Origin of the sequence: Pseudoalteromonas sp. MT33b, from assembly GCF_014117385.1 — a bacterium.
Classification (GTDB): domain Bacteria; phylum Pseudomonadota; class Gammaproteobacteria; order Enterobacterales; family Alteromonadaceae; genus Pseudoalteromonas; species Pseudoalteromonas lipolytica.
Genome location: NZ_CP059831.1, coordinates 101,351 through 125,563, shown reverse-complemented (window position 1 = coordinate 125,563; position 24,213 = coordinate 101,351). Strand labels below are relative to the sequence as shown.

Annotated in this window: 23 protein-coding genes; 12 read left to right on the top strand and 11 right to left on the bottom strand. The window is 42.5% G+C overall.

What is annotated here, in order from left to right; translation table 11 throughout:
• Nucleotides 1-73 precede the first annotated feature (73 nt).
• The gene (locus tag H3302_RS00645; RefSeq protein WP_182395961.1) at nucleotides 74-655 is read left to right on the top strand and encodes a DNA-J related domain-containing protein; all 582 of its coding nucleotides are present in this window, start codon (nucleotides 74-76) and stop codon (nucleotides 653-655) included.
• A 2-nt stretch (nucleotides 656-657) separates the two neighbouring features.
• Here H3302_RS00645 and dbpA read toward each other — a convergent pair whose 3' ends face one another.
• Nucleotides 658-2,046 carry an ATP-dependent RNA helicase DbpA gene (gene dbpA, locus H3302_RS00640; RefSeq protein WP_036974444.1) on the bottom strand — a complete coding sequence of 463 codons (1,389 nt, stop codon included), beginning with the start codon at nucleotides 2,044-2,046 and terminating at the stop codon, nucleotides 658-660.
• A gap of 181 nt (nucleotides 2,047-2,227) precedes the next feature.
• Between dbpA and H3302_RS00635 the strand changes: the two genes are divergently transcribed.
• The gene (locus H3302_RS00635; RefSeq protein WP_182395959.1) at nucleotides 2,228-3,184 is read left to right on the top strand and encodes a tetratricopeptide repeat protein; all 957 of its coding nucleotides are present in this window, start codon (nucleotides 2,228-2,230) and stop codon (nucleotides 3,182-3,184) included.
• Nucleotides 3,185-3,464: 280 nt separating this feature from the next.
• Here H3302_RS00635 and H3302_RS00630 read toward each other — a convergent pair whose 3' ends face one another.
• Together H3302_RS00630 and H3302_RS00625 are read right to left on the bottom strand one after the other, a co-directional pair.
• Nucleotides 3,465-5,423 (bottom strand): S9 family peptidase, encoded by a 1,959-nt coding sequence (locus H3302_RS00630; RefSeq protein WP_182395957.1) that lies wholly within the window; start codon nucleotides 5,421-5,423, stop codon nucleotides 3,465-3,467.
• A gap of 110 nt (nucleotides 5,424-5,533) precedes the next feature.
• Nucleotides 5,534-6,439, bottom strand: a complete 906-nt coding sequence (locus H3302_RS00625; protein ID WP_182395955.1) for a DUF808 domain-containing protein — start codon at nucleotides 6,437-6,439, stop codon at nucleotides 5,534-5,536.
• 155 nt (nucleotides 6,440-6,594) lie between these two features.
• Between H3302_RS00625 and H3302_RS00620 the strand changes: the two genes are divergently transcribed.
• The 4 genes from H3302_RS00620 to H3302_RS00605 all read left to right on the top strand — a co-directional run bounded on the left by H3302_RS00620 (nucleotide 6,595) and on the right by H3302_RS00605 (nucleotide 9,794).
• Entirely contained in the window at nucleotides 6,595-6,879 is a 285-nt protein-coding gene (locus tag H3302_RS00620; RefSeq protein WP_227006855.1) for an MliC family protein, read from the top strand.
• Nucleotides 6,880-6,964: 85 nt separating this feature from the next.
• Complete coding sequence (ubiD, locus tag H3302_RS00615) at nucleotides 6,965-8,431, top strand: 4-hydroxy-3-polyprenylbenzoate decarboxylase (RefSeq protein WP_036974440.1); 1,467 nt, start codon at nucleotides 6,965-6,967, stop codon at nucleotides 8,429-8,431.
• Between the two features lie 87 nt (nucleotides 8,432-8,518).
• Entirely contained in the window at nucleotides 8,519-9,232 is a 714-nt protein-coding gene (gene fre, locus H3302_RS00610) for an NAD(P)H-flavin reductase (RefSeq protein WP_065978892.1), read from the top strand.
• Nucleotides 9,233-9,377: 145 nt separating this feature from the next.
• Entirely contained in the window at nucleotides 9,378-9,794 is a 417-nt protein-coding gene (locus tag H3302_RS00605; protein ID WP_036974436.1) for a CBS domain-containing protein, read from the top strand.
• A 23-nt stretch (nucleotides 9,795-9,817) separates the two neighbouring features.
• Here H3302_RS00605 and add read toward each other — a convergent pair whose 3' ends face one another.
• The 8 genes from add to cyaY all read right to left on the bottom strand — a co-directional run bounded on the left by add (nucleotide 9,818) and on the right by cyaY (nucleotide 19,429).
• Nucleotides 9,818-10,819 (bottom strand): adenosine deaminase, encoded by a 1,002-nt coding sequence (gene add / locus H3302_RS00600; protein ID WP_182395953.1) that lies wholly within the window; start codon nucleotides 10,817-10,819, stop codon nucleotides 9,818-9,820.
• A gap of 102 nt (nucleotides 10,820-10,921) precedes the next feature.
• On the bottom strand, nucleotides 10,922-13,618 hold the full coding sequence (locus H3302_RS00595) for a CHASE domain-containing protein (protein ID WP_036974432.1): 2,697 nt from the start codon (nucleotides 13,616-13,618) through the stop codon (nucleotides 10,922-10,924).
• A 30-nt stretch (nucleotides 13,619-13,648) separates the two neighbouring features.
• Nucleotides 13,649-14,758, bottom strand: coding sequence for a heme biosynthesis HemY N-terminal domain-containing protein (locus tag H3302_RS00590; RefSeq protein ID WP_065978890.1), 1,110 nt, complete (start codon nucleotides 14,756-14,758; stop codon nucleotides 13,649-13,651).
• Entirely contained in the window at nucleotides 14,755-16,575 is a 1,821-nt protein-coding gene (locus H3302_RS00585) for a uroporphyrinogen-III synthase (RefSeq protein WP_182395951.1), read from the bottom strand. The genes H3302_RS00590 and H3302_RS00585 overlap by 4 nt, the downstream gene beginning before the upstream one ends.
• Before the next feature lies 1 nt (nucleotide 16,576).
• The gene (hemC, locus tag H3302_RS00580) at nucleotides 16,577-17,515 is read right to left on the bottom strand and encodes a hydroxymethylbilane synthase (RefSeq protein WP_036974425.1); all 939 of its coding nucleotides are present in this window, start codon (nucleotides 17,513-17,515) and stop codon (nucleotides 16,577-16,579) included.
• Between the two features lie 29 nt (nucleotides 17,516-17,544).
• The gene (locus tag H3302_RS00575; protein ID WP_036974464.1) at nucleotides 17,545-18,429 is read right to left on the bottom strand and encodes a DUF2914 domain-containing protein; all 885 of its coding nucleotides are present in this window, start codon (nucleotides 18,427-18,429) and stop codon (nucleotides 17,545-17,547) included.
• A gap of 23 nt (nucleotides 18,430-18,452) precedes the next feature.
• A complete protein-coding gene (locus H3302_RS00570; RefSeq protein ID WP_182395949.1) occupies nucleotides 18,453-19,109 on the bottom strand; it encodes an alpha/beta hydrolase in 657 nt (218 codons plus the stop codon).
• On the bottom strand, nucleotides 19,106-19,429 hold the full coding sequence (gene cyaY / locus H3302_RS00565) for an iron donor protein CyaY (protein ID WP_036974421.1): 324 nt from the start codon (nucleotides 19,427-19,429) through the stop codon (nucleotides 19,106-19,108). Before cyaY ends, H3302_RS00570 begins: the two co-directional genes overlap by 4 nt.
• A 148-nt stretch (nucleotides 19,430-19,577) precedes the next feature.
• Between cyaY and lptM the strand changes: the two genes are divergently transcribed.
• The 6 genes from lptM to H3302_RS00535 all read left to right on the top strand — a co-directional run bounded on the left by lptM (nucleotide 19,578) and on the right by H3302_RS00535 (nucleotide 24,188).
• Nucleotides 19,578-19,760, top strand: a complete 183-nt coding sequence (gene lptM, locus H3302_RS00560; RefSeq protein ID WP_036974419.1) for an LPS translocon maturation chaperone LptM — start codon at nucleotides 19,578-19,580, stop codon at nucleotides 19,758-19,760.
• On the top strand, nucleotides 19,761-21,014 hold the full coding sequence (lysA, locus tag H3302_RS00555) for a diaminopimelate decarboxylase (RefSeq protein ID WP_182395946.1): 1,254 nt from the start codon (nucleotides 19,761-19,763) through the stop codon (nucleotides 21,012-21,014).
• A 64-nt stretch (nucleotides 21,015-21,078) separates the two neighbouring features.
• Nucleotides 21,079-21,909, top strand: a complete 831-nt coding sequence (gene dapF, locus H3302_RS00550) for a diaminopimelate epimerase (protein WP_036974416.1) — start codon at nucleotides 21,079-21,081, stop codon at nucleotides 21,907-21,909.
• Entirely contained in the window at nucleotides 21,906-22,517 is a 612-nt protein-coding gene (locus H3302_RS00545; protein ID WP_036974415.1) for a DUF484 family protein, read from the top strand. The genes dapF and H3302_RS00545 overlap by 4 nt, the downstream gene beginning before the upstream one ends.
• Nucleotides 22,514-23,467 carry a tyrosine recombinase XerC gene (locus tag H3302_RS00540; RefSeq protein ID WP_036974413.1) on the top strand — a complete coding sequence of 318 codons (954 nt, stop codon included), beginning with the start codon at nucleotides 22,514-22,516 and terminating at the stop codon, nucleotides 23,465-23,467. The genes H3302_RS00545 and H3302_RS00540 overlap by 4 nt, the downstream gene beginning before the upstream one ends.
• 10 nt (nucleotides 23,468-23,477) lie before the next feature.
• Nucleotides 23,478-24,188: an HAD-IA family hydrolase gene (locus H3302_RS00535; protein WP_180311284.1), complete on the top strand. Its 711-nt coding sequence runs from the start codon at nucleotides 23,478-23,480 to the stop codon at nucleotides 24,186-24,188.
• The last annotated feature ends 25 nt before the right edge of the window (nucleotides 24,189-24,213 follow it).

Below are 24,213 nucleotides of genomic sequence, written 5' to 3'. Positions count from 1 at the left end.
GTTCGTAGTTTCAATAACGCAGCTGTGTTAGCGTATATACTTTAAGATTACACTAAACATTGGCCTACGAACAATGGTTAACCCACTGATTGATGAGATTTTTTACCTTCTTCTACGACAGTCTACTTGGAAGGTGCATACGCTAGCCAGCGCGCTGGGAGAGACGAATTACCTTAAGCAACTCGATGAAGACCCGCAAAAAGACCTCTTTAAACGTAATTTTCTAATTATGAACGGATTGTATCAGTTACAAGCACAGCTAGCCCCGACCCAGCGATTAGAGATTGCATCGCTTCATATAGAGCTTATAGATACATGCCCTACAGACCGTCCAGAAAAAGACGATCCGCTAAGAGCATATTATTTAGATTGGCAAAACTATGACACGTCACGAGACGCCATTGATGCATTACTTGACCAATTTTGGCAGCGTTTTAGCACACACAATCGCTTCTGTCTTACTCAAGTATCAGCTGAGCAACTTTACCCGATCATACAACACTGGCAACTCCCTGCAGATTATTCATATAGAGAGCTGCAAAAACGGTGGCGACAACTCGCCTTAAAGTATCACCCTGATCGACAAGGTTCTGCTACCAAGTTCAAAAAAATACGGCAAGAATATGAGCAACTCAAGGCGAATTGCTCACATTAATTTTAGCGCGTTAATCGACGAGCTCGTATTTTACGCTTTTTAATATTACCTTCTGTTAATTTACGCAGAGCAGGCTTAACAGCAGCACGCTCAACAGCAATAAAGGCAACATTATCAAGTACATTTATTTTACCAACTTGGTGTCCCGCGACCCCTTCTTTACCCGTTAGCGCCCCTAAAATATCACCCGCACGAATTTTCTGCTTTTTACCTGCATCAATCATAAGCGTTGCCATTGTAGGCTTATAAGCTGGCTTTTCTAATAAACTAAACGGCGGAATAGGCTCTGGTTCAAAATCTTTTTCATAGTGATCACCTATTTGTGCCACTTTAAACTGCTCAGCTTCACCATAAATTGAACAGGCAATCCCTTTTTTACCTGCACGCCCGGTGCGGCCCACACGATGCACATGTGTTTGAGGGTCATGTGCTAAGTGGTAATTCACCACCATATCCATATCATTAATATCAAGCCCGCGTGCAGCAACATCCGTCGCGACCAAAATTGAAGCGCTTTTATTAGAAAAACGAATTAATGTACGTTCTCGTTCTCGTTGTTCTAAATCACCATGCAATGCGACGGCACTAAATCCTTCAGCAAAAAGGTCATCACAAATTTGCTGAGTCTCAACTTTCGTGTTGCAGAACACCACACAACTTTCTGGCTGAAACTTTAACAGTAAAAGTTTTAAAGTATTAAAGCGCTGCTTGTTATTATCAAGTTTGTAAAAGTACTGTTTTATTGTGCTCTTTGCCTGCTCTTCTTCAACTTTGATCGTCTCAGGATTGCTCAATACACGCTCTGCAATCGCTGCTATTGATTTCGGATACGTCGCACTGAACAATAATGTTTGACGCTGGGCTGGAATGCATTCAACAATCGCATCTAAGGTATCTTGAAAACCCATGTCGAGCATTTGATCGGCTTCATCAAGCACTAAAGTTTCAACATCATCTAAGCGCAATGTCCCTTTACGAATATGGTCATCGACCCGCCCTGGTGTACCTACGATAATATGTGCACCATGTTCAAGCGAACCAATTTGCGGTCCAATTGATACGCCACCACACAAAGTAAGTACTTTAATATTGTGAATACTACGCGCTAACTTACGGACTTCTTCTGCAACCTGCTCAGCTAATTCACGCGTTGGGCAGAGAATTAATGATTGGATTCGAAAACGTTTAACATTTAATTTAGCCAGCACGCCTAAACTGAATGCAGCAGTCTTCCCTGAGCCAGTTTTAGCTTGGGCAATAATATCTTTTCCTTGCAAAATGACCGGCAAACTTTGCGCTTGCACTGGCGTCATTTGTGAATAACCTAAGGTCGATAAATTATCGATTAACTCTTGCGGCAAAGCCAACGATGAAAAAGCAGTAGCAGTCACAGTAACATTCCAAACTTGATAGTGGAGGGATATCCTCGAAGATTCAGAGGATCATAGCAGAGAATGGGTTTATTCTCTAAGTGAAAAGCCTTTCATACTGAAATTCATATTTGGTTACAGTTTGCATCTTTATAACTTGCTGCATTTGTTCTAGTTTGTAGTTATTACCAAGGAAGACACTATGCTACTTTTTAATACTGCTGCTGCTGATGTTTTTTACAAACAACCTAAAACATGCCCCCACTGTCAAAGCGAGCATTATTCATTAACCAATCACAGCAAGATACTGCGTTTTACTATTTTGCCAGTTATTCCACTATCAATCAGTTATCAGCGCCAGTGTGATGATTGTGGCTATATGACTCCCGTGTCTTGGTACGCACTTCCTACTTTAGAAATGCTCTCGATTATTAAGTACTTTGCCGGCGTATTACTTTTAGGCTATTTTTTAATTCAAACTGTGCTTGGTATTCATCAACAAACTACGAACGAAGTTAGTTATATAAATAAGCCAAAACTGTTCGACACGTATTTTGTCCACGCTGACAAATTTACCGACACCCCAAAACGGATTAATAATTTAAAAGTGGCACAACTGGTTGAATTTGATAATGACAACATGACCTTTCGTGTCGGTAATTACACCTACAAATATAATAAAGACATTGAAATTGCTATGCGCACAAGCATGTTGGTCCAAGATAATTATTTCTCAAGTAAAACCATGACCTTTCGCAAAGAACAAATACAGCAATTTTATGAAGACAACAGCATTTACAAAATCATGCGCCCTGAGCTTTATAGCTTATTCGGAGGCTTTGTAATGCACCCACCAAAGCCGAAACCCTTATATACCGGCGTAAAACTTGATAAGCACAATCAAGAAGGTATCACTTATTTTAAAGATGGGCTTTACACAGAAGCGCTAGACAGTTTTACGCTTTCTGCAGAGGGGGGTTATTCGTGGGGGCAACTTAACTTAGGGCAAATGTATCGCGATGGTCAAGGCACTCAAAAAAGTCTAGAAAAAGCGGCCTATTGGCTCAATAAAGCCACACAACAAGGCAACCTTAAAGCTAAAATTGAACTTGCTGAATTATGCCTAAGCTACGACTGCAGTAATTTAAACACAGATTAAATCCACTTTTTATAACATCCAATAAAGTAAACCAATGAATAACAAACGCATTGGTTATTTACATCAGAAAGGTTATGTTATAACATACTTTAACTAATGCATAATGAAGTGTAGATAGAAAGAGCAAAATAACTCTCCTGCTTTGTTTTAGGGGTTCTATGAGTGCCAGAAGACAAACACCTTTGGGTTTATATAGCTTAAAGGAACACCCTGCACATTAGCACGCTTACGTTCCCGTGCTAACTTCTTGCCGGCGAGGTTTCTCGCCGGCACTTTTTATTTATAGTTTTAAATGTTTATCTAAGAACGCCAATACCTTTTTGTAGTAAAGAGTACGGTGCTCCTCTTTATAAAAACCATGACCTTCATCATCAATAATGGTGATTTCATAAGGGTGCTTTGCTTTTTTTAGTGCGGCCTCTAAAGATTCTGCTTGTTCAATAGGTGCACGTTCATCCTCACCACCATGAACAATAAGTACCGGCGCTTTTAGCTTATCTATATTGTAAACAGGTGAAAACGCTCTTAGCTGTACTTCATCTGTACCAATCACAGTTTTTAAGTAATTAATCCCACTTCTGCGCTCTTGTGTATCACCTTCTTCATACATTAGTGGTAAATCATAAACCCCCATTAAGCCAATCACACATTTGAACATATCGGGCTCTAAAACGGCGCTTTGTAATGCTGAGTAGCCACCAAAACTAGTTCCCATAATACAGATGTTATCTTTAGCAACAGTACCATCAGCAATAAGCAAATTTATACCATCAATAATATCGTACTGAACATTTTGCCCCCACTGACGATAGCCAGCTTCCTGGAAATTCATCCCAAATCCTTCAGACCCACGAAAGTTAACCTTAAGTACAGCAATACCCTTATTCGCTAACATTTGTACTTCAGGATCATAACCCCAATAATCGCGTGCTATTGGACCACCATGCGGCAATACTACCAGCGGTAAGTTCTTTTCAGCCATGCCATTTGGCACCGTCAGATAAGCTAGTATGGTCAAACCATCACGACTTTTAAAACGTAGTGGTGTAGTTTGCGCCATATCATCTTGATTGATCCAACTACGAGCAGAGAATAATACTTGTAACTTATTACTGCTCGCATCGTATAGGTAATATTGGCCTGGGTTTATATCACTGGAAGCAAAAATAATATTTTTTATACCATCTTTAGTACTACTAATCAGTTGTACTTGGCTCCCAGGTAACGCTGCCAACATGTCTTTAAGGCGTTGTGATTTTGCCGCGTTATTATCAACAAACGCATAGCTCGGGTAGTCAGCTTCAACCCCTATCGCAAATAACTCCTTGCTAACTTCATCAACCCAAATATGTGAAGGAGAAACATATTTATCTTGAAAGATTTTCGTTACTTCTTTAGTTTTAAGGTTAATTTTAATTAGGCTTTCTGCTTCTCCACCTTTTGATGCTGTGGCATAGACAGATTCCCCTGACTTATCAAACGCCTTAAGTGTAATATCTGTGTAGTTAACACCTTTTAAGTCAAACTCTTTCCAAAAGCCACCATCAGCTTCTCTAATATGTAGGGTAGCATTTAGGTAATCATCACTAGATACTGCAACACGTACATTACCATCATGATCTGTTAAAAAGCGCCCCATAGGTGCTGGAGAACGGGTTATCAAAGTACGTAACCCACGATAAACATCCACTTCATAAACAACGGTGGTTGGTTCATTACTCGCTGTCCAAGGATAAGTCACAACCAAGACTTTTTTATCATCATTCAGTAATGGATCTAAGAGATATGAAGTACCTTGCACCGGAGTTTGTTTTTTTAAGCGGGAGCCTGTTTGCTGCTCGCCATGATAACCAATAACATATTTACCACGGCTACCATCAACATTTACGGCAAATAATTCACCGTAATAAATAGGGGTATCTTGCCAGCCTTTTAAATATTCTTTTTCTAGAATAACGCGTTCGTTATTAACCCAATGGTATTCACCGACTTGTGCGTTATCAGGAAAAGTCACTGCATGGGTCACAGCAAACTTTGTTACATCGACAAATATAAGTGAATTCTTACCTTCATGCTTTTTAATTGCAGCAATATAGCTGCCATCTGGTGAGATAGTAACGCGGCTAAACTCACTGCCTTTGCTGAAGTCTTCTACTGAAAGTTTTACAGGTTTAGCTAAGCTGATAAACGACATTAAAGATAATGCCATCCCCAGTATAATAGCGAGGTATCGAGACATGATTAACTCCATTTAACTATTTATTTTTATTTTTATAACTTAGTAAGAATAAAACAAAGCCCCTATTCAAGCTACAAAAAATTAACAATAATGGTCTAATATACTTCATTTTACTGACGAACTTTGTGCCACAACTCAACCACTAGCACCACCACACTCCCCGCAGCGACGCCAAGCAAACCATCAAATAAAATCGGTGTTACAACTTCCCCTGTTTTACCAAGATAAGTAAGTGCAAACTCACTCGCGCCTTGCTGAGCGTGATGTAACACAGGTATGCCGTGAACGAGTATGCCACCGCCAACCAAAAACATTGCAACTGTGCCTGCGAACGCTAAAAAACGCATCAACTGAGGGGCTGCCGCGACTAAAAAAGTGCCTAATAGCTGTTTAAATTTCCCGCCTGTTTGCTGGGCTTTTTGCAGCAAATACAAACCGGCATCATCAAGTTTTACAATGCCTGCAACAAGACCATAAACGCCGATAGTCATAATGATTGCAATAACCGTTAACACCAATGCTTGATTAACCAGTGTTGCACCGGCAACAGTGCCCAAGGTTATAACAATAATTTCGGCTGAGAGGATAAAGTCCGTGCGAATAGCCCCTTTCACTTTCTGTTTTTCGTATTCTTGCAAGTCTTGATGTTCGATGGCAGATTCATCTTCAGCTTTTGTGTGATCAAACAGCTTTTCAATAATTTTTTCAGCACCTTCAAAACACAAAAATAAGCCACCTATCATTAAAAGTGGCGTGATAAGCCAAGGTAACCACACACTAATCAATAATGCGGCAGGCACCAGTATCGCTTTATTGATAAACGATCCCTTTGCAACAGCCCAGACTACGGGTAATTCTCGATCAGCCGTGACCCCAGTTACTTGTTGCGCATTGAGTGCTAGGTCGTCACCCAATACCCCTGCTGTTTTTTTAGTTGCGACTTTACTCATCGTCGCAATATCATCTAAAAGCGTTGTAATATCATCAAGTAAGGTTAATAAGTTAGTCCCAGCCATAGCAGCTCCTTGCCCATTAATTTCAATAACAACATAACTTATCCTGGTATTTTCACCAACGGTTAATTTTTCTTTGTTAGGCTTATAAATCCACACCATCTGAAGAAACACATTTCCAATGGTTTGGGTAGATTCATTAAAACAGGGGTGTTTCCATGATTAAGCCACTTACTTTAGGGCTCGCTTTAGTCACCTTGTGTGCTTGTGCCGAGCAAAGTGCGCCAAACAATTATAAGTGTGATGAAGAAATCGCGAGTATTACCGACATCAATGAAGAGCAAGCAACACTTTCATTTCAACAAGAGTCTTTTTTACTAAGCCGACAAGTCAGCGCCTCGGGTGTAAAGTACAGTAATGACACCGTACTTTTTTGGTCTAAAGGTCCTGAGGCTATGCTCATTTTGAGAGGTAAAAAATACCACTGTGCTCTCGCCCAATAAAACAGCGAATTCTCCCTGCTAAATTAGCTTAAAGATTGATTTTGAGTATAATAGCGACAGTTTTTTCAGCGTTTAAGCGACCAAAATGAAATACAAAGATCTTCGCGAATTTATCGAGTTATTAGAACAAAAGGGTGAACTAAAGCGGATCAAACAAGAGATTGATCCCTACCTAGAAATGACCGAAATTGCCGATCGCACCTTACGTGCTGAAGGCCCTGCCCTATTATTCGAAAATCCAAAAGGCCACTCAATTCCTGTACTTGCCAACTTATTCGGAACACCCAAGCGTGTTGCGATGGGTATGGGGCAAAATGATGTGAGTGAACTACGCGAAGTCGGTAAGTTACTGGCCTTTTTAAAAGAGCCTGAGCCACCAAAAGGAATTAAAGAGGCGCTAGGTCAAATCCCCGTATTTAAACAAGTGTTAAATATGCCAGCTAAGGAAGTTAAAAAAGCAGCGTGCCAACAAGTGATTCTTGAAGGCGATGACGTTGATTTAACAAAACTGCCTATTCAACACTGTTGGCCGGGTGATGCAGCACCACTTATCACATGGGGTCTGACGGTCACCAAAGGACCTTATAAAAAGCGCCAAAACCTAGGTATCTACCGTCAGCAATTATTAGGTAAGAATAAAATCATTATGCGCTGGTTATCTCACCGTGGTGGCGCGCTTGATTTCCGTGAGTGGTGCAAAGAACACCCGAACGAGCCATACCCAGTGTCGGTAGCCCTTGGCGCAGACCCTGCCACTATTCTTGGCGCGGTAACACCTGTACCAGATACACTCAGTGAATACGCATTCGCAGGCCTGTTACGCGGTAGTAAAACCGAAGTGGTTAAATCTATTTCCAATGACTTGCAAGTGCCTGCAACAGCTGAGTTTATCTTAGAGGGCTATATTATGCCGGGTGAAACAGCCCCAGAGGGCCCCTACGGTGACCATACAGGCTATTACAATGAGGTAGATGAGTTTCCTGTTATGACAGTGACGCACATCACGCATCGTGAAAATCCAATCTACCATAGTACTTATACAGGTCGTCCACCTGATGAACCCGCTGTATTAGGCGTGGCATTAAACGAAGTCTTTGTGCCTATTTTACAAAAGCAATTTCCAGAAATTGTCGACTTCTATTTGCCCCCTGAAGGCTGTTCATATCGTATGGCTGTCGTGACCATGAAAAAACAATACCCAGGCCACGCAAAACGCGTAATGATGGGTGTGTGGTCATTTCTTCGCCAGTTCATGTATACAAAGTTTGTCATTGTCTGTGATGACGATGTAAATGCACGTGATTGGAATGATGTGATCTGGGCGATAACCACACGCATGGATCCTGCCCGTGATACCACACTGATTGAAAATACACCGATTGACTATTTAGACTTTGCATCACCCGTCTCTGGCCTAGGTTCAAAAATGGGAATGGATGCGACAAATAAATGGCCTGGAGAAACCGATCGGGAATGGGGTGAGCCCATTGTAATGGACCCAAAAATTAAAGATCGTGTTGATGAAATATGGGACAGCTTAGATATTCTCTAAGCTGTGTCTGTGATAAACTGCTCAAAAATTAACGGTTGTGAGCGCACTCGCAATCGGTTATGCGTCTCTGCTTTATAAAGGTAAACTATGCAAACATTACTCGCTGACGTTGTTGCGATCAGCCCGCTTACAGACCACGTACATAAGGTCATTTTGAAACCACAGCAACCTGTGTCATTCGAGGCAGGCCAATATATGCAACTTGTATTAGGCGAAAAAGATAAGCGTGCCTTTTCAATTGCTAGTCGCCCATCGCAAACTGAGCAAATTGAATTACACATAGGCGCATCAGGTGCGGATTCATATGCAATGCAGGCACTTGAACACTTACGTCACGCTCATACAGAACAACAACAGGTTAACGTTGAAGTTGGTTTAGGTGTGTCACAACTTCGCACTGAAGGCGAACGCCCTATCATTTTATTAGCGGGCGGTACGGGCTTTTCGTATGCAAAATCGATGGCTGATCACCTAGCTGAAATAGGCTGTGATCGCCCCGTGTTGTTTTACTGGGGTGTGCGTGAAAAATCGGCTCTTTATGCCCATGACGAAATGCAAGCTTGGGCTGAGAGTAACCCTCACTTTCAATACATTCCCGTTGTTGAAAATGCCCCTGCAAGTTGGTCTGGCAAAACAGGCTTTGTTCACAAAGCGGTCATGGCTGATATAGTGTCTCTTGAGCCATACGATATATATATGGCTGGCCGTTTTGACATGATTGGCATTGTGCGCGATGACTTTATTGCACATGGTGCAGTTCGTGAAAACATGTACGCAGATGCATTTGCATTTATAAAGTAAGTGATCCTTTCTTGCTATGAAGGCACCCAGTTTACTGGGTGCCTTTTTTATTTGTTTTAACTCACACTTAAATCCATATAACGATTTCACAAACTGCATTTCCTTGACCATACTTTATATAGAATAATGATGGGGAGAGACCCAAATGCTAAATACAAAAGTACAAGATTTTATGCAACGTAAGTTGCCACATATTACACCCGAAACCGAAATGACCACCGCCATTAGCGAGCTGCAAAAGTTTAAACTATTAGGCGCGCCGGTGTTTGATGATAATAAAGCTTTGGTTGGCTTTATTTCTGAGCAAGAATTACTACAACCACTGATGCAAAACAGTTATTTCTGCGATGGTGTGGTAAAGGTGAAACAGCTAATGCGAACAGATGTCGTCACCGTGAGTATTGATCAAAATATCATTGAGCTTGCCGACGGCATGAAGACTGGCAAACCCAAAAACTACCCAGTTGTTGAAGGTAACAAAGTGGTTGGCATGATCAGCCGTGGCGATGTGCTCAAAGCACTTTATGAGAACTATGTCTCGTGCCAAGAGCATCAAGTGTAAGTTTTGTAGCTAGCTGCTGCTCATTAGCGGTTCGCAGCTAACTCTCTTAAAGCGGCTTTATCGGCATTACTCAAATAAGCAATTTCAAGCGCATTCGCTTGTGCTTTTTCTATGTCTGTTTGGGTTAAGCCCGCAGCGGGCGCAGCGACACGATACTCATGTTCAATTTCAATGCCTTCCACGGCGGGATCATCCGTATTAATTGACGCCAAAATACCGTGATCTAAAAATGTTTTTAAAGGATGACTTGCCAGTTCGGCCACTGTGCTGGTTTGAATATTACTGGTTAAACAAGATTCAATTCCGATGCGGTTATCGCGTAAATAGTCCATAAGTTTTGGATCTTCAATGGCTTTTACGCCATGCCCAATACGCGTCGCACCCAGCTGATTTATTGCCTGCCAAATACTGTCACTGCCTCGCGCTTCACCAGCATGAATCGTCGCGGCCAAATAAGCATCGTGTACTTGCTTAAAATGGTTAACAAACAACTCTCCGGGAAACCCCATTTCATCTCCAGCTAAATCAACCGCAACAAGATCGTTTTTAAATGCAAGCAGTGCATCAAGTTCTTGTTGGCAAATTTCAGTCCCGTACGTACGTGACATAATACCAATCAAACTCACTTTAATCGGGGCACCTTGGCAAGCACTTTTTACACCATCAACAACCGCTTCCACAACACCTTGTGGATGTAAGCCTTGGCTTTGCGCCATGTAATAAGGGCTAAAACGCAGCTCAACATAATCAAGTTTTTGTGCTAATGCATCTTCAACATTTTCGACTGCGATACGACGACACGCATCATAATCTCCCAGCACTTTTACACCCCAATCAAGCTTTTGTAAAAACGCCACTAAATTAGGTTCAGGGTCAATCACCTGTACGTGCGGAATAAGTGCGTCAATATGGTCTGCCGGTAGCGCAAGATTAAACTGTCGACCCAAGTCTAAAATTGTCTGTGGTCGAACATTACCATCAAGGTGGCGATGAATATCAAGCAAAGGAAGTGTGTTGTTGATCATAATTGGCACTCAGTTCAGTCAGTTTTCGCGGATCATACGTACCCGCGTTGATATTTCAAGTTTAGATGATTTTATTTACTTTATTGAGGTCAATTGTCTGCATTAATTCACTGATTTATTTTGTAAGTGATACCACAAGGTTTTAAAGAGTTTATCGGCATCAATGGGTTTCGTTAAATATCCATCCATGCCACTGGCCAACCCTTTTTTCAAATCATCATCATGCGCATTCGCTGATAAGCCGATAATTGGTAGGTCATTTATTAATAATTCATTACGAATAACTTGCGTTGCTTGCAAGCCATCCATATTCGGCATCTGAATATCCATGAGTACTAAATCATAACTCTTTTCACTAATCATCTTAATTGCTTCGTGACCGTCTTTGGCAACATCGGGAAGGCACCCTTTTGTTTTTAAAATAGCGCATGCCACATGCTGGTTAAGCGGGTTATCTTCCACTAATAAAATAGCCACATTCGCAAATGAAATCGCCGAAATGTCAATTTCTGATAGCACGTCATCCGTGTGGATGACAGCCTCTAAAGGCGACTCAAACGGCACTGTGAATGTAAAGGTAGAGCCTTGCCCTTCAACACTCGTTAGGCTTATGTCTCCGCCCATTAAATCAATAAGCTTTTTACAAATGCTTAAACCGAGTCCCGTACCGCCAAAGCGGCGAGATGTCGAACTATCGGCTTGAGAGAATGGTTGAAATAGCTGCTCCTGCACCTCTTTTTTAATTCCAATGCCCGTATCAATGACGCTAAAATAAGTCATCTTATTTTCTTGCCAAATTCGTAACGTGATCTCGCCTTCAGGGGTGAACTTAACGGCATTATTAAGTAAATTAAGCAGAATTTGTTTCAGCCGAATAGCATCTGTTTGAATCACTAATGATTCACTTCGGTCGTAATCAACCACAAAATTAAGTGAGCGTGAGTTCAGTTCAAACTGCATTAAATTACTGATCTCATTAATTAAGCTATTAATATCGACAGGTTCTTGGTGCAGCTCTAATCGCCCAGCTTCGATTTTCGAAAAATCTAGCACATCATTAAGAACGCGCAGTAACACGTTTAGCGCACCATCTGCTTGTTCGATATAAGCACGGGCTTGCTGCCAATCTTGCTCTTGTAACGCCAAATAATGTAACCCTTTGATACCATTGATTGGGGTGCGGATTTCATGGCTCATATTAGCCAAGAACTCACTTTTAATTTGACTGGCTTTATCGGCTTTTAATTTTTCTTCTCGTAAGCTTTGTGTCTGTTTTGCCACTTGCTGACGAATTTGAATATTCGTGCCCGTCACCGAGATTAAAAACGTAATCAGCAACCATACGAATAGCATGCCCACTATTTGCGCAAACCAATACACAAGCCATGAGGATTGCTTAACCGGCTCCCACAGCTTTACTTGCCAAACACGCTCACCAACAATGAAATTAAAATGCGCTATTACCTTTGTACCAACCCGCTGCGGACTGAATATTTCGGTGGGATTATCTCCATCCGTCATATCATAAAAACTGGCATCAATATCGGTGTTTTGGTTGTAGTTAAGCGTTTGTGCCAAAACCTCTAAGTTAACGACAGCCACAACATAACCTTTAAAACCAACTTGGTGATGTAAATCCGCATACACAGGGTTGAAAAACAGCACTCCCCGTTCATTCCCGCCCCCTTGCATAAGCGAAATAGGTTCACTGACGGTGACACTTTTACTCAAGCGCGAATTGGTCAGCGCCTCAAAACGGACCGCACTTGAGGCCAAGTCAAAGCCTTTCACTGCTTCATTTCCAATCAAGGGATGAATGTACTGCACTGGAAAATAAATATCGCGTTTGCTGACAGCTTGCCATTCACCTTCAGTATTTTTTTCTTTTACGTAATAGTCGTCACCTAACTCATCGCGCAGTAAGTTTTCGTAATTACTCAACTGTGAGTGAATGACTTTGGGTGCCCACTCAAATGCAGCTATTTCGGTGCTATCTTGCAATTGTCGAGAGGTAAAGCGCTTAAACTCTCTAAAATCAACGTCATCGCTGCTAGCAAAAAATGTCGCCAGTAACGCTAGATGAGACTGTATTTCACCAACACGGTGTTCTAAATTAGTCTTAATGGCACTTACTTTAGTCTGTTGACGTTGCTCGTCCTTAGCTTTTTTTACACTTGATGCGCCATAAAAGCTGACACAAATAATCATGTAAATCACCAGAGACGGCACAATAATTTGAACACGTTGTTGAATGTGATTGTAACTAAACGCAGCCAGTACCAATGGAGTAAAAATCAGTACACCAATGCTGTCACCAATCCACCAAGCAACAAAATTGTTTAACGCCATATAATGGGGGATCACATCATTGATAACCAATAATGCGGTGCCTGCAGAGGCAGCTATTAAGCTACACAATGGACCGCCAATAATCAGCCCTTGTACGCTTTGTCTTAGCGAAGAAAGTTCGAGTGGATTTTTTACTAAATGGATAATAATGTAATACGCAAGCCAAGCTTGAAAAGTTGAGGCAAGGGTTACACCGATTGCTTGCAGCATTATCTGCCAATGCAAAATGTCGGATACGTTATCTAAATGAATTAAGTTAACCAGAAATGCACCCAGCAAAACCCCAGGGAGTGCTCGGTTTCGGCTGAGTAAAATACTGGCAAGAGCAATACCCGATGGAGGCCAAGCTGCAACAGCATAGCCGTCGATTGCCAGTAAAGAATTGCTTAAATACCCCGTAAAAAAGTAGGCCAGAGCGATACTTATTGTTAACGTAAACGCATTTTTCAAGCCATCACTCCTTAACTGGCAGTCATAAAATTATTGATACAGAACCAATGCTTTGTCTGGTTGCCCACTCTTACTGTAACTCAATACGGCTTGCTGTAAGTAGTCGTCACGATTCGTTGCGTTCAGTGCTTTATCAAACACACGTGCAGCTAAATCGTATTCGCCATGCGCATTGGCTAAACACGCAAGCGCAAGAAGAAGGTCGGTATTTTCGGTGTCTTTCTTCAATACATCTTGCAAACTGGCCTGCAGTTTTAGCGCATCACCTGCTGCACTAGTGCGAAGAATACGAGCTAAGTCTTTATGTTGCAGAGGCTTTTTAATCATTTTAATTAAGCTTAGCTCTATTTTATTTAGTTTTCCTGCGCGCGCCATGGCTTTTAAGTAACTTACTTCTGCCATTGGTTTTAAGTTCTTTGTCAGTTGCTCAAAACGCTCGGTTAACGAGGTGTCAGCCTGCGCTGCAAAATAACGGTCAAACACCTGTTGCCATTCTTTTTCTGTGAGCACTTTTTTACGCAGTAATCGTGGCATAAAGTCATCAAGCGCAGACCATTTCTGCTCTTGAACTAATACCTGAGCATACATTTTGAGCTCTAGGTTTGTTGCTTTTTTGCGCTCGGCTAACGTTTTTAATTCCGCAAAGATCGTGCTGCATTCACCGCTAGCAAGCCATAAATTAGCCACTTTTAATTGATTTGCTTGGTTGATTTTATCAAGATAGCTAATCGCTTTTTCACTGTTATTATTCGCCAGTGCAGCTTTGGCAAGCAGTGCATAACGTATATCGGTCCACGGCTCTGCGACACTGTTGTTATCCAGTGCTAATTCAAGCTCTGCGTAGTCGTTATTAATCAAACTCCATACGCCTTGTTCAATAGCCGCTTGTTTGCGCTCTTCACTGCGGGCAAAAAAACGATGGCGTGTATGGCTATATAACGACCATAAATAACGCACCAACTTATACCCTAAGTAAGCAATACCACACCCCAGCACAATAAGGGCTGCAACCCCCCATATAGTGCCCTCGATGGTCGTTTTATTGAACGCAATCAGTACATAGCCTTTTTGATCTATAAAAAAAGGAGCAATGCCTAAACAGACTGCAATCGCAATTATCAGCAATAAAAAGCGGATCATTGTGCCCACTCCTTCACCTGCTCCGTACTTTGCAATGACACGTTAGGATTAAAATCGAGTTGCTCTTTAGAAAGCTCAGTTAAACTCTTTAATGCAGCTTTAGTCACGGCATCATCTTGCTTAAAGTAGTCTTTAACAAGCGCATGTGCCGCTTCAACCGCTGTAAAGTACACACTACTTTGCTTGGTTAAAATCGCATCCTGAGCTTGTGCTAAATAGAGACTTAAACGCTGTTTAACTAAATGACGCTCTTGCTCACTTAAAAACGGCGCCACAACCATGTCTTCTCGCGTACGAACCGTGACAAAAAAATCTTTGAATTGCAGCCACGACTTTGCAAGATTCTGACGCCATTCGCTGACATTTTCACTTAATTGATTAGGATCGTCCTGGCTGACTTCTTCAGGTAATGAAATCGCGTTAAATACCAACTCATCGACTTTTTGATTGATGCCATGCAGCTTTAAATAAATCGCTTCAACAGCCACTGGGTCAATGCCGTTCAAAGTTTGTAAGTCCTGATGAATTGCTTGGCGAATAGCCCCCGTACCAGGATGCTCTGCTAATAAGCTGTCTAATCGTGATAAAACAGCAGCCGCTCCCCGAAAGTCATGCTCAGCCCACAACTTAAACTCAGCCATACGCTGCAGACTGGTCACTTCTTGTGGGTTTAACGTATAGCTTTGTTGCTCAGCACGCTTTAAAGCGGCTTGCAGTTGTTGCTGAGTTTGTTCGGCATTTTCACGCAACGTATCCGCGACTTTTTGCTCGCTATTATACAAAGCTTGTTGCAGAGTTTGCTGAGCATTCTTGATGGCATCGAGTTGTTGCTGTAGACGTTGGTTTTCAGTTGTTAACTCGTTAAATGCCAGAGTAGACTGCTGATCGCTATTCAGTTTATGGTAAAACTCATAACCGACCGCTGAAGCAACGAGAAGTGAAATCAACAGTGCCAAACTACCGGTTTTACTTATCCCTTTTTTATGCTGAACCACTTGGTTTGATGCAGGCTTAGTCGCTGCTGCCTTTTTTGCTGGTTCCGCCGCAGCAGGTTTGGCTGACTGTTTTAGATCTGATTCACTCATTTTGCTACCTTGCTGATTAATGCAGGCGAACATAGCGCTATCACTAGCCCCTGCAGCAATATGTATATGTGTTCTAATGACATTTTTTTGTTGTAGGTATTCAGCGATACGTTCACTAGCAACATAAAACTGACACCCCTTCAACCATGCCAACTGTGACTCATTTAAGCCATTAAAAATGGCATCAACAGCCGCATTACTTGTAATGACTATACCCTCTACACCCGCTGTTTGCCAGTGGTCCATCCACTTACCTGATTCGCTTTCTATGGCACGTCGCTTATAAACAACAAGTTGATTTAACACAGCACCACGTTGTTTTAATGTTTTTGCTATTGTGGTACGCCCACCTTCTCCTTTCACTAAAACAATATTGCTAAGCTCTACATCTTGCAGTGTTTTAAGTGCAAGTAAGCCCTCGGAGTCGTGTTTTTTAGGAACTGCTGCGCGTCGCCCAAATGCCTCATGTATCGCATCTGCCGTCTGTTGGCCAACCGCATAAAGCTGCGCAGTTTTGTTAATTGTGGGGGTAAGCTTTAATAATGCGTGAACGGCATCTTGTGAGATAAAAATAATTTTGTCGGCATTTTCAAGCGGCGCGAGTGCTTGACTACTTGGCGTAAGATAATCAAGCGTCAATACTGGGCACAGGGTCGTTTGATAACCCGCCTGCTGAAGCTCAAGTGCAAGCTCAGTGCCTTTTCCTTCTGGACGAGTTATCAAAATATGCATATTACGCGTCTCTGTATACGTCAGCTAAAATTTTGTCTGCACCTTGCGCCAATAACTTTTCAGCGAGTTCAATGCCTAACTTCTCAGCATCAGCTACTGGGCCTGTAACGTCGTCGCGCAGCATTTGACTACCATCAACCGCGCCAACTAAACCACGCAAATAAACGTGATCATCATTCACGAGTGCAAAAGCACCAATCGGCACCTGACAACCGCCTTCTAAGCGTCGATTCATAGCGCGTTCGGCATTAACACGAATACGCGTTTCTGTATGCTCAAGCGGAGCCAGTAACGCTTTAGTTACTTCGTCATCAATACGGCATTCGATACCAACTGCACCTTGACCATTTGCAGGTAAAGAGACTTCTGGCTCGATGAACGCAGTGATTCGTTCTGGCATTTCAAGGCGAATTAAACCTGCAGCGGCAAGGATAATTGCATCGTATTGGCCATCATCGAGTTTCGCTAGGCGAGTATTCACATTACCGCGTAAATCACGGATATCTAAGTCTGGTCGCGCTTCTCGAATTTGACATTGACGGCGTAAACTTGACGTACCGACGATTGCACCCTGTGGTAACGCATCTAAACTCTTAAAGTTGTTTGATACAAATGCGTCTCGTGGGTCTTCACGCTCACAAATCGTATGCAACGCTAACCCTTCAGGGAACTCAACCGGTACATCTTTCATTGAATGAACAGCAATATCAGCGCGGCCGTCAAGCATCGCTTGCTCAAGTTCTTTTACAAATAAGCCTTTACCGCCAATTTTAGCCAAAGGGGTATCAAGAATAATATCGCCTTGCGTTGACATTGGAACGAGTTCAACTGTCACATCGTCATGAAAGTGTTCTAGTTGGGCTTTTACAAATTCTGCTTGCCATAGCGCTAGCGCACTTTTACGAGTGGCAATTCGAACGCGTTTGATTGTCTGTGTCATGAAAAATCCAATTATTTATCTGGCTGAACTTAATCAGCTAAAATTCTAAATTCTTTTTGTGCAAGTAAAGTGCCTTGTGCGTCAACGACTTCAACACGCCACTCACCAAGCTGTTCTGGCATAATATTTTTTGTCGAATAAGTGCGATAACGCGGACTGCTTACTGCTAATTCAATAGAGGCTAGCTGCTCATCTTGGTAATACCATTGATGACGAACCGTTTGCCCTTGCATATTTCTAAGCTCACTAAAGAAGCTCAAACTATGCGTAATGTCCGCTAATCTTACATCGTTTTTTAGAACATTGACTGGTTCTCGATCAACAACATCGGTGGTTAATACCGCACGGCTCACTTTATCTGTATCTATTTTAGCGCCAATGGCCACGCTGGCAACATGAGCTGATTGTGAAAACTGCTGCACTTTATTATTAGGTGCTAAAGCGAGCTGCTGTTCATCGTTATTTTCAGGCTTCGCTTCACTGTCTGTGGTCGTTTTAGCCGGTAATTGAGTGTCTTGCGAAGTAACGGTGTCAAGTGATTGCACGTGTGTTTTGGGCTTGAGAGACTCAGTTTCTGGCTCATTGGCCACACTATTAGGCACAAGGTCAGGGGTATTCACATCGGGCTGCTCTGCACTGTCCTCTGTGTTCTCGTTAACGTGCTCTGCTGCAAGATTATTATCAGGAGCTTGTAATACAGCGGTAGTCAACTCAGTGTGCGGCTCATCTTGTTCACTTTGCTCAGCACTCACAGCACCTACGAAGCTGTATATTACAGTCGCCAGGGCCACTAAAATCACGCCACTGAACATAAAAATACGTCGCCAATGCCATTGGTACGTTACCGCTGTGGGTGATGTGCTTGCAGGCTCCGCCGAATTCATATTTGCTGTTATTACAAGTTTGTTTGTCATGTTGGCCTCTTCACAACCAAAAATTAACTTAAGCGAGCAATTAACCACGCTCGAATAGCCATCAGTTCTTCACCACACACCTGATGTGCCATCGGATAGTCTTGCCAGCTAACTTCCATGTTATTTGCGCTCAGTACGTCAAATGCTTGCCTGCCCGCGCTATGCGGTACAACATCATCCATACGCCCATGCGCCATAAATATATTTAACGCCTGTTGCTTAGCTTCGTCAGCCAACTTATCGGGTGCGCACATATACGTTGATAACGCCATGACACCTGCTAACTTATAATCAAGACGTGGAGCCAAATGCAGTGACACGACTCCCCCTTGCGAAAACCCTGCTAAAATAATTTTACTCGCGGGGATGCCTTTCGCTATTTCTTGATCAATGAGCTCAGCCACTTTAGCAGCAGACTCTCGTACGCCTTGTTCGTCGGCACGCTTATCTAAATCCATCGATTTAATGTCGTACCATGAGCGCATCGCCATGCCCCCATTAATGGTGACCGGTTGCACTGGCGCATGAGGAAACACAAACCGCACACCGAGCTCTTTCGGTATCGCTAACTGCGGAGCAACAGGGGCAAACCCCTCCCCCGAGTCACCCAAGCCATGCAACCAAATAACGGTTGCCTTATGCTCACCTTGCGCGGGGTATTCTATAAACCCTAAACTCATAACTCAGAACGCCACTCGATTGGTTGACCCGCTTGGCGCGTAGCCGCATCGCACATAAATTGCCAGAACTCAGCACCAGAACGATTATCAATCCACTTATCGTCTCGCAATTCAAAGTGATGACCATTGAATTTAGTTGCCACCCACACTTGGTGCAATGGCGCTTGTTTATTGATCACTATTTTGCTGCGATCTGGGAAGATGATTTCTAAAATACCTGATGCAGACTCGTAGTCTAAATCAGCATCACATTCATCGATTTGCTCTTCAATTGTTAGCATCAACGCATCGGCTAGTGTGTGGTATTCATGATCAGTCATTTTAGTGTCCTTTAACGGGCTTTAAGCCTAGATCTGGAGGCAGATTGTGTACATCAAGTGTAACAGGAATAAATTCATCCGCGAATAGCTGCATTTTTTAAATATTCTGTTACTCTGCGATTATAAAGCCAGCAACCGTATTAATCTAATGAAAGAGACTCATAGCCAAAAATTTAAAACAATTTTACCTCTTAGTGCCCTACTTATGCTCACTCTGGTGGGCTGTGGACAAAGCGGTGCGCTTTATCTTCCAGATGATACTGCAAAGCCAGCAGAATCTCAGCCACAGGCTGATCCATCCGAACAACCAGAGCAAAAACAGGACCAATAGATGGACTTTTTTAACTACAATAATAATCAGCTGTTCGCTGAAGACATCGCTGTCAAAGAGCTTGCCGACCAATACGGTACGCCCTGCTATATCTATTCACGTAAAACCTTTGAGCGCCATTATCTCGCTTTCGCCGAGGCAGCTAAATCACACAAAAGTTTAGTCTGTTACGCCGTTAAAGCGAATTCAAACATTGCTGTATTAAATATTTTAGCGCGCTTAGGCTCTGGTTTTGACATTGTTTCTAAAGGCGAGTTAGCTCGCGTTATTGCAGCCGGTGGCGATGCCAGTAAAGTGGTATTTTCTGGCGTTGCAAAAACTGCTGACGAAATTGCCTACGCGCTTGAATTGGGGATCAAGTGTTTTAACGTTGAGTCGGTTGCTGAGCTAGACCGTATATCAGAAGTAGCAACTTCACTAAACCGTGTTGCACCTATCTCGATTCGCGTGAACCCGGATATCGATGCCAAAACACACCCGTATATCTCAACCGGTTTAAAAGAAAATAAATTTGGCATTGATATTCAAACAGCGGTCAGCGTTTATCAATATGCAGCATCGCTTCCAGGCTTAAACATTACTGGGGTTGACTGTCACATTGGCTCACAGCTTACAGAAATTAAGCCTTTCTTAGCGGCTCTGGAAAAAGTGCTGACCTTAATCGAAGAATTAAAAGCCGTGAATATCACACTTACCCACCTAGATATTGGTGGAGGATTAGGCGTGCCTTATAATGGTGAAACACCGCCTCACCCAAGTGAATACGTTGATAAAATCACATCTCGCTTAGCTAATTATCAAGACTTAGAGCTTATTTTTGAGCCCGGTCGAGCCATTGCAGCTAATGCGGGTATTTTAGTGACCAAAGTTGAGTTTATTAAACAAAATCAAGACAAATATTTTGCCATTGTTGATGCCGGTATGAACGATATGCTGCGCCCATCTCTTTACCAAGCATGGCAAAAAATTGTGCCTGTCGAACCGCGCGAAGATGACACGCCACGTCAAAACTACGACATTGTTGGCCCAGTGTGTGAAACGGGTGACTTTTTAGGAAAAGACCGTGAGCTTGCGCTACATGCTGGTGACCTACTGGCGCAACGCAGTGCTGGTGCATACGGCTTTACCATGAGCTCAAATTACAACTCACGTCCACGCGTCGCTGAGATCATGGTCGATGGCAAGCAAAGCCACTTAATCCGCCAACGTGAAACCTTAGAAAGCCTTTGGCAAGGTGAGAAAATTTTACCATAAACGTTTTTATAACCGCCCTGCTCTGTGGCATGATTAGCTCAGAGCAAATCCGAATTAGAGCGCTATGTTAGTTAATTTCTCAAAAATGCACGGCCTAGGTAACGACTTTGTTGTTATTGATAACATCACGCAGAATGTTTTCTTGTCACGTGATCAAATAAAGAAACTGGCAGATCGCCACTTTGGTATCGGCTTCGATCAATTACTTATGGTTGAAGCCCCTTACTCTCCTGATTTAGATTTTCACTATCGTATTTTTAATGCTGACGGCAACGAAGTGGAACAATGTGGCAATGGTGCTCGCTGTTTTGCGCGTTTTGTGCGCATGAAAGGCTTGACCAACAAACATAAAATTACCGTATCAACCAAGTCGGGAAACTTAACCTTATACATTGAAAAAGATGGTCAAGTAACCGTAAACATGGGCCACCCAGTCTTTGAGCCAAACAAAATTCCTCTCAAGGCAAGTAAACGCGAGTTAACTTACATTATTCGCACTGAAGAGCACACCATTTTTAGCGGTGCCGTGTCGATGGGGAATCCGCACTGCGTGTTAGAAGTCGACGACATTCAAACCGCAGAAGTCGCAACCTTAGGCCCACTACTTGAAAACCATGAACGCTTTCCACAGCGCGCAAATGTAGGATTTATGCAGGTTATTTCACAAGACCACATAAAACTAAGAGTGTGGGAGCGAGGCGTAAATGAAACATTAGCCTGTGGTACAGGGGCGTGCGCAGCGGTGGTGATTGGTCAAATACAAAGTAAACTGGCAAGCACTGTACAAGTTGACTTACCAGGAGGAAGCTTACAAGTGCGCTGGCAAGGTGAAGGTCATCCAGTAAGAATGACAGGGCCTGCAGAGCATGTATTCGACGGACAAGTGGCATTATGAGTAAACTAACAGAACAACATGTAGCTGAGTATTTAAAAGCACATCCCGACTTTTTAATAAATAATCCAGATGTTCTTGCGACACTTGAGTTGCAACAGCAAACGGCCGCTGCGACATCATTAGTGCACATTCAGCAGCGTCAGTTGCGTGAACACAACACCTTATTAAAAAATAAAATTGAGCAGTTAGTTGCACAAGCAAAAGAAAATGAATTGATTCATCGTTTGTTTAGCGAATGCCATCGCCAACTGTGGACTAACTACGACTTCAAAACGCTGGCAAATAATCTGCGCAATATTATTTGCACAAACCCGCTAATCAATGAATGTCAGTTAGTAAAGTATGAAAAAAAATACGATGATTTAATTGCTCACCGTTTACAAAATGACGGCATCTACTTAGGACGAGTGAATCAGCAAGAACGCGATTTATTATTTTCAGAATCAACCCAATCAACTGCCTTGTATTTGATTGGAAATAGCAACCACCCTGTCGCTATTTTGGCGTTTGGCAGTGATGATGTTAACCACTTTGAGCCCGCTAAAGACAGTTTTTTTGTGCTTGAGTTCGTTCGCTCATTACAGCTACGGTTATTGGAACTTGCATGAGCGACGTAACAACGCCAGACCTTAATGAATTAAGCGATGCATGGCGTACGCCCATCCAGCTTTTTGCTGACTACTTACGTTACGAAAAACAATATTCGATACACACCATAAACCAATACACCAGCCAGCTCGGCTTTGCCGCTTTATATTTTAGTAAGCTCAGTGAGAACTGGTTTACGGTTCAAGGTGAGCATATTCGCCGCTACAGTATGCAGCTGCGCAGTAAACAGTTAAGTGGCCGCACCATTAGTTTAAAGCTCAGCTGTATTCGCAGCTTGTATAAATTTTTAAAAGCAAAGAACATTGCCAATCAGGCACATTACCATAACCCTGCTGAAGCTATTAAAGGGCCTAAATTCTCAAAACCCTTGCCGAAAAATTTAGACGTTGATCAAATGGCAAAATTGCTAGAATTACCCGATGACGATCCTCTCGCTATTCGTGATAAAGCGATGATGGAGTTAATGTACTCATCGGGCTTGCGTATTAGCGAGTTAGTTGGTGCCAACATACAAGATATCAATCCCCGAGAAGGCGAAATTTTAGTACGGGGTAAGGGCAACAAAGAGCGTTTACTGCCCGTGGGGAGTAAAGCGTTAAGTGCGTTAAAAGCATGGCTAAAAATTCGCCCACAATTTGCACACCCTGATGAAATAGCCATATTCGTCAGCAGCCAAAAGAAACGTATTTCAATACGTCATGTACGGTTGCGCATGCAAGAGTGGGGGATCAAGCAAGGTATCAGCTCACAAGTACATCCGCACAAGTTACGTCACTCATTTGCATCACATATTTTAGAATCGTCGGGTGACCTGCGTGCTGTACAAGAGTTATTGGGACACACTAGTTTGTCTGCGACTCAAGTTTATACACACCTTGATTTTCAACATTTAGCCAAAGTATACGACAACACCCACCCACGCGCTAAAAAGCGCTCAACACCCGAGTAACCCTGTAATTATGATCCGATTTAATCGTGCCTTATCGCCCGTTTCTGTTCTAAGTTTTGATTTAGATGACACCTTATACAACAATCATCCAATCATAAAATCAGCCTTACAAGCCCAAGCTGACTACTTAGCAAATATTGAGCAATGGCCTGCCGACAGTATGAACTACTGGCTGACATGTCGCGATAATGCATTAAAACAAGACACAACCTTGGTTGACGATGTCACTCGTTGGCGACAAGCAGCCCTGTTATATGCAATGCAGGATCTTGGCTTTGAACACGACCTTGCCAAACACCATGCCGAACAAGCATATCAGGCCTTTGCAGATGCTCGTAGTCAAATAACCGTTGCTGATGATGTGCTTGAATTACTTGAAAAGCTTGGCAGGCATTTTCGCTTAATCGCGATTACTAATGGCAATGTCGAGGTTGAAAAGTTTAATCTAAATGGGGTGTTTGAGTTAGTGCTTCAAGCAGGCCCACATGGTAAAGCAAAGCCTCACGCTGCTTTATTTAATAACGCAGCGCAGTTATTAAATGTCGCTCACAGTGAAATTTTGCATATTGGTGATAGCTTAGACACTGACGTACAAGGCGCTAATAATGCGGGCTGTCAGAGTGTTTGGTTAAATAACCAAGCGACTAATTATCAATACAAAGGGCTGGCGGATATTGAAATTGAAGATATTTTTGCATTAAATCACTTAATTAAAGAGTAACTATTTTTACACGGTCTCGGTTGTT

Excerpts from the sequence above, each read along its gene's own strand:
- dapF (WP_036974416.1), top strand. The coding sequence starts at position 21,079 with ATGTTAGTTAATTTCTCAAAAATGCACGGCCTAGGTAACGACTTTGTT.
- H3302_RS00645 (WP_182395961.1), top strand. The coding sequence starts at position 74 with ATGGTTAACCCACTGATTGATGAGATTTTTTACCTTCTTCTACGACAG.
- H3302_RS00630 (WP_182395957.1), bottom strand. The coding sequence starts at position 5,423 with ATGTCTCGATACCTCGCTATTATACTGGGGATGGCATTATCTTTAATG.
- lysA (WP_182395946.1), top strand. The coding sequence starts at position 19,761 with ATGGACTTTTTTAACTACAATAATAATCAGCTGTTCGCTGAAGACATC.
- H3302_RS00620 (WP_227006855.1), top strand. The coding sequence starts at position 6,595 with ATGATTAAGCCACTTACTTTAGGGCTCGCTTTAGTCACCTTGTGTGCT.
- H3302_RS00535 (WP_180311284.1), top strand. The coding sequence starts at position 23,478 with ATGATCCGATTTAATCGTGCCTTATCGCCCGTTTCTGTTCTAAGTTTT.
- H3302_RS00545 (WP_036974415.1), top strand. The coding sequence starts at position 21,906 with ATGAGTAAACTAACAGAACAACATGTAGCTGAGTATTTAAAAGCACAT.
- H3302_RS00635 (WP_182395959.1), top strand. The coding sequence starts at position 2,228 with ATGCTACTTTTTAATACTGCTGCTGCTGATGTTTTTTACAAACAACCT.
- H3302_RS00570 (WP_182395949.1), bottom strand. The coding sequence starts at position 19,109 with ATGAGTTTAGGGTTTATAGAATACCCCGCGCAAGGTGAGCATAAGGCA.
- H3302_RS00625 (WP_182395955.1), bottom strand. The coding sequence starts at position 6,439 with ATGGCTGGGACTAACTTATTAACCTTACTTGATGATATTACAACGCTT.
- ubiD (WP_036974440.1), top strand. The coding sequence starts at position 6,965 with ATGAAATACAAAGATCTTCGCGAATTTATCGAGTTATTAGAACAAAAG.
- H3302_RS00585 (WP_182395951.1), bottom strand. The coding sequence starts at position 16,575 with ATGCATATTTTGATAACTCGTCCAGAAGGAAAAGGCACTGAGCTTGCA.
- cyaY (WP_036974421.1), bottom strand. The coding sequence starts at position 19,429 with ATGACTGATCATGAATACCACACACTAGCCGATGCGTTGATGCTAACA.
- fre (WP_065978892.1), top strand. The coding sequence starts at position 8,519 with ATGCAAACATTACTCGCTGACGTTGTTGCGATCAGCCCGCTTACAGAC.
- add (WP_182395953.1), bottom strand. The coding sequence starts at position 10,819 with ATGATCAACAACACACTTCCTTTGCTTGATATTCATCGCCACCTTGAT.
- H3302_RS00605 (WP_036974436.1), top strand. The coding sequence starts at position 9,378 with ATGCTAAATACAAAAGTACAAGATTTTATGCAACGTAAGTTGCCACAT.
- lptM (WP_036974419.1), top strand. The coding sequence starts at position 19,578 with ATGAAAGAGACTCATAGCCAAAAATTTAAAACAATTTTACCTCTTAGT.
- hemC (WP_036974425.1), bottom strand. The coding sequence starts at position 17,515 with ATGACACAGACAATCAAACGCGTTCGAATTGCCACTCGTAAAAGTGCG.
- H3302_RS00575 (WP_036974464.1), bottom strand. The coding sequence starts at position 18,429 with ATGACAAACAAACTTGTAATAACAGCAAATATGAATTCGGCGGAGCCT.
- H3302_RS00540 (WP_036974413.1), top strand. The coding sequence starts at position 22,514 with ATGAGCGACGTAACAACGCCAGACCTTAATGAATTAAGCGATGCATGG.
- H3302_RS00590 (WP_065978890.1), bottom strand. The coding sequence starts at position 14,758 with ATGATCCGCTTTTTATTGCTGATAATTGCGATTGCAGTCTGTTTAGGC.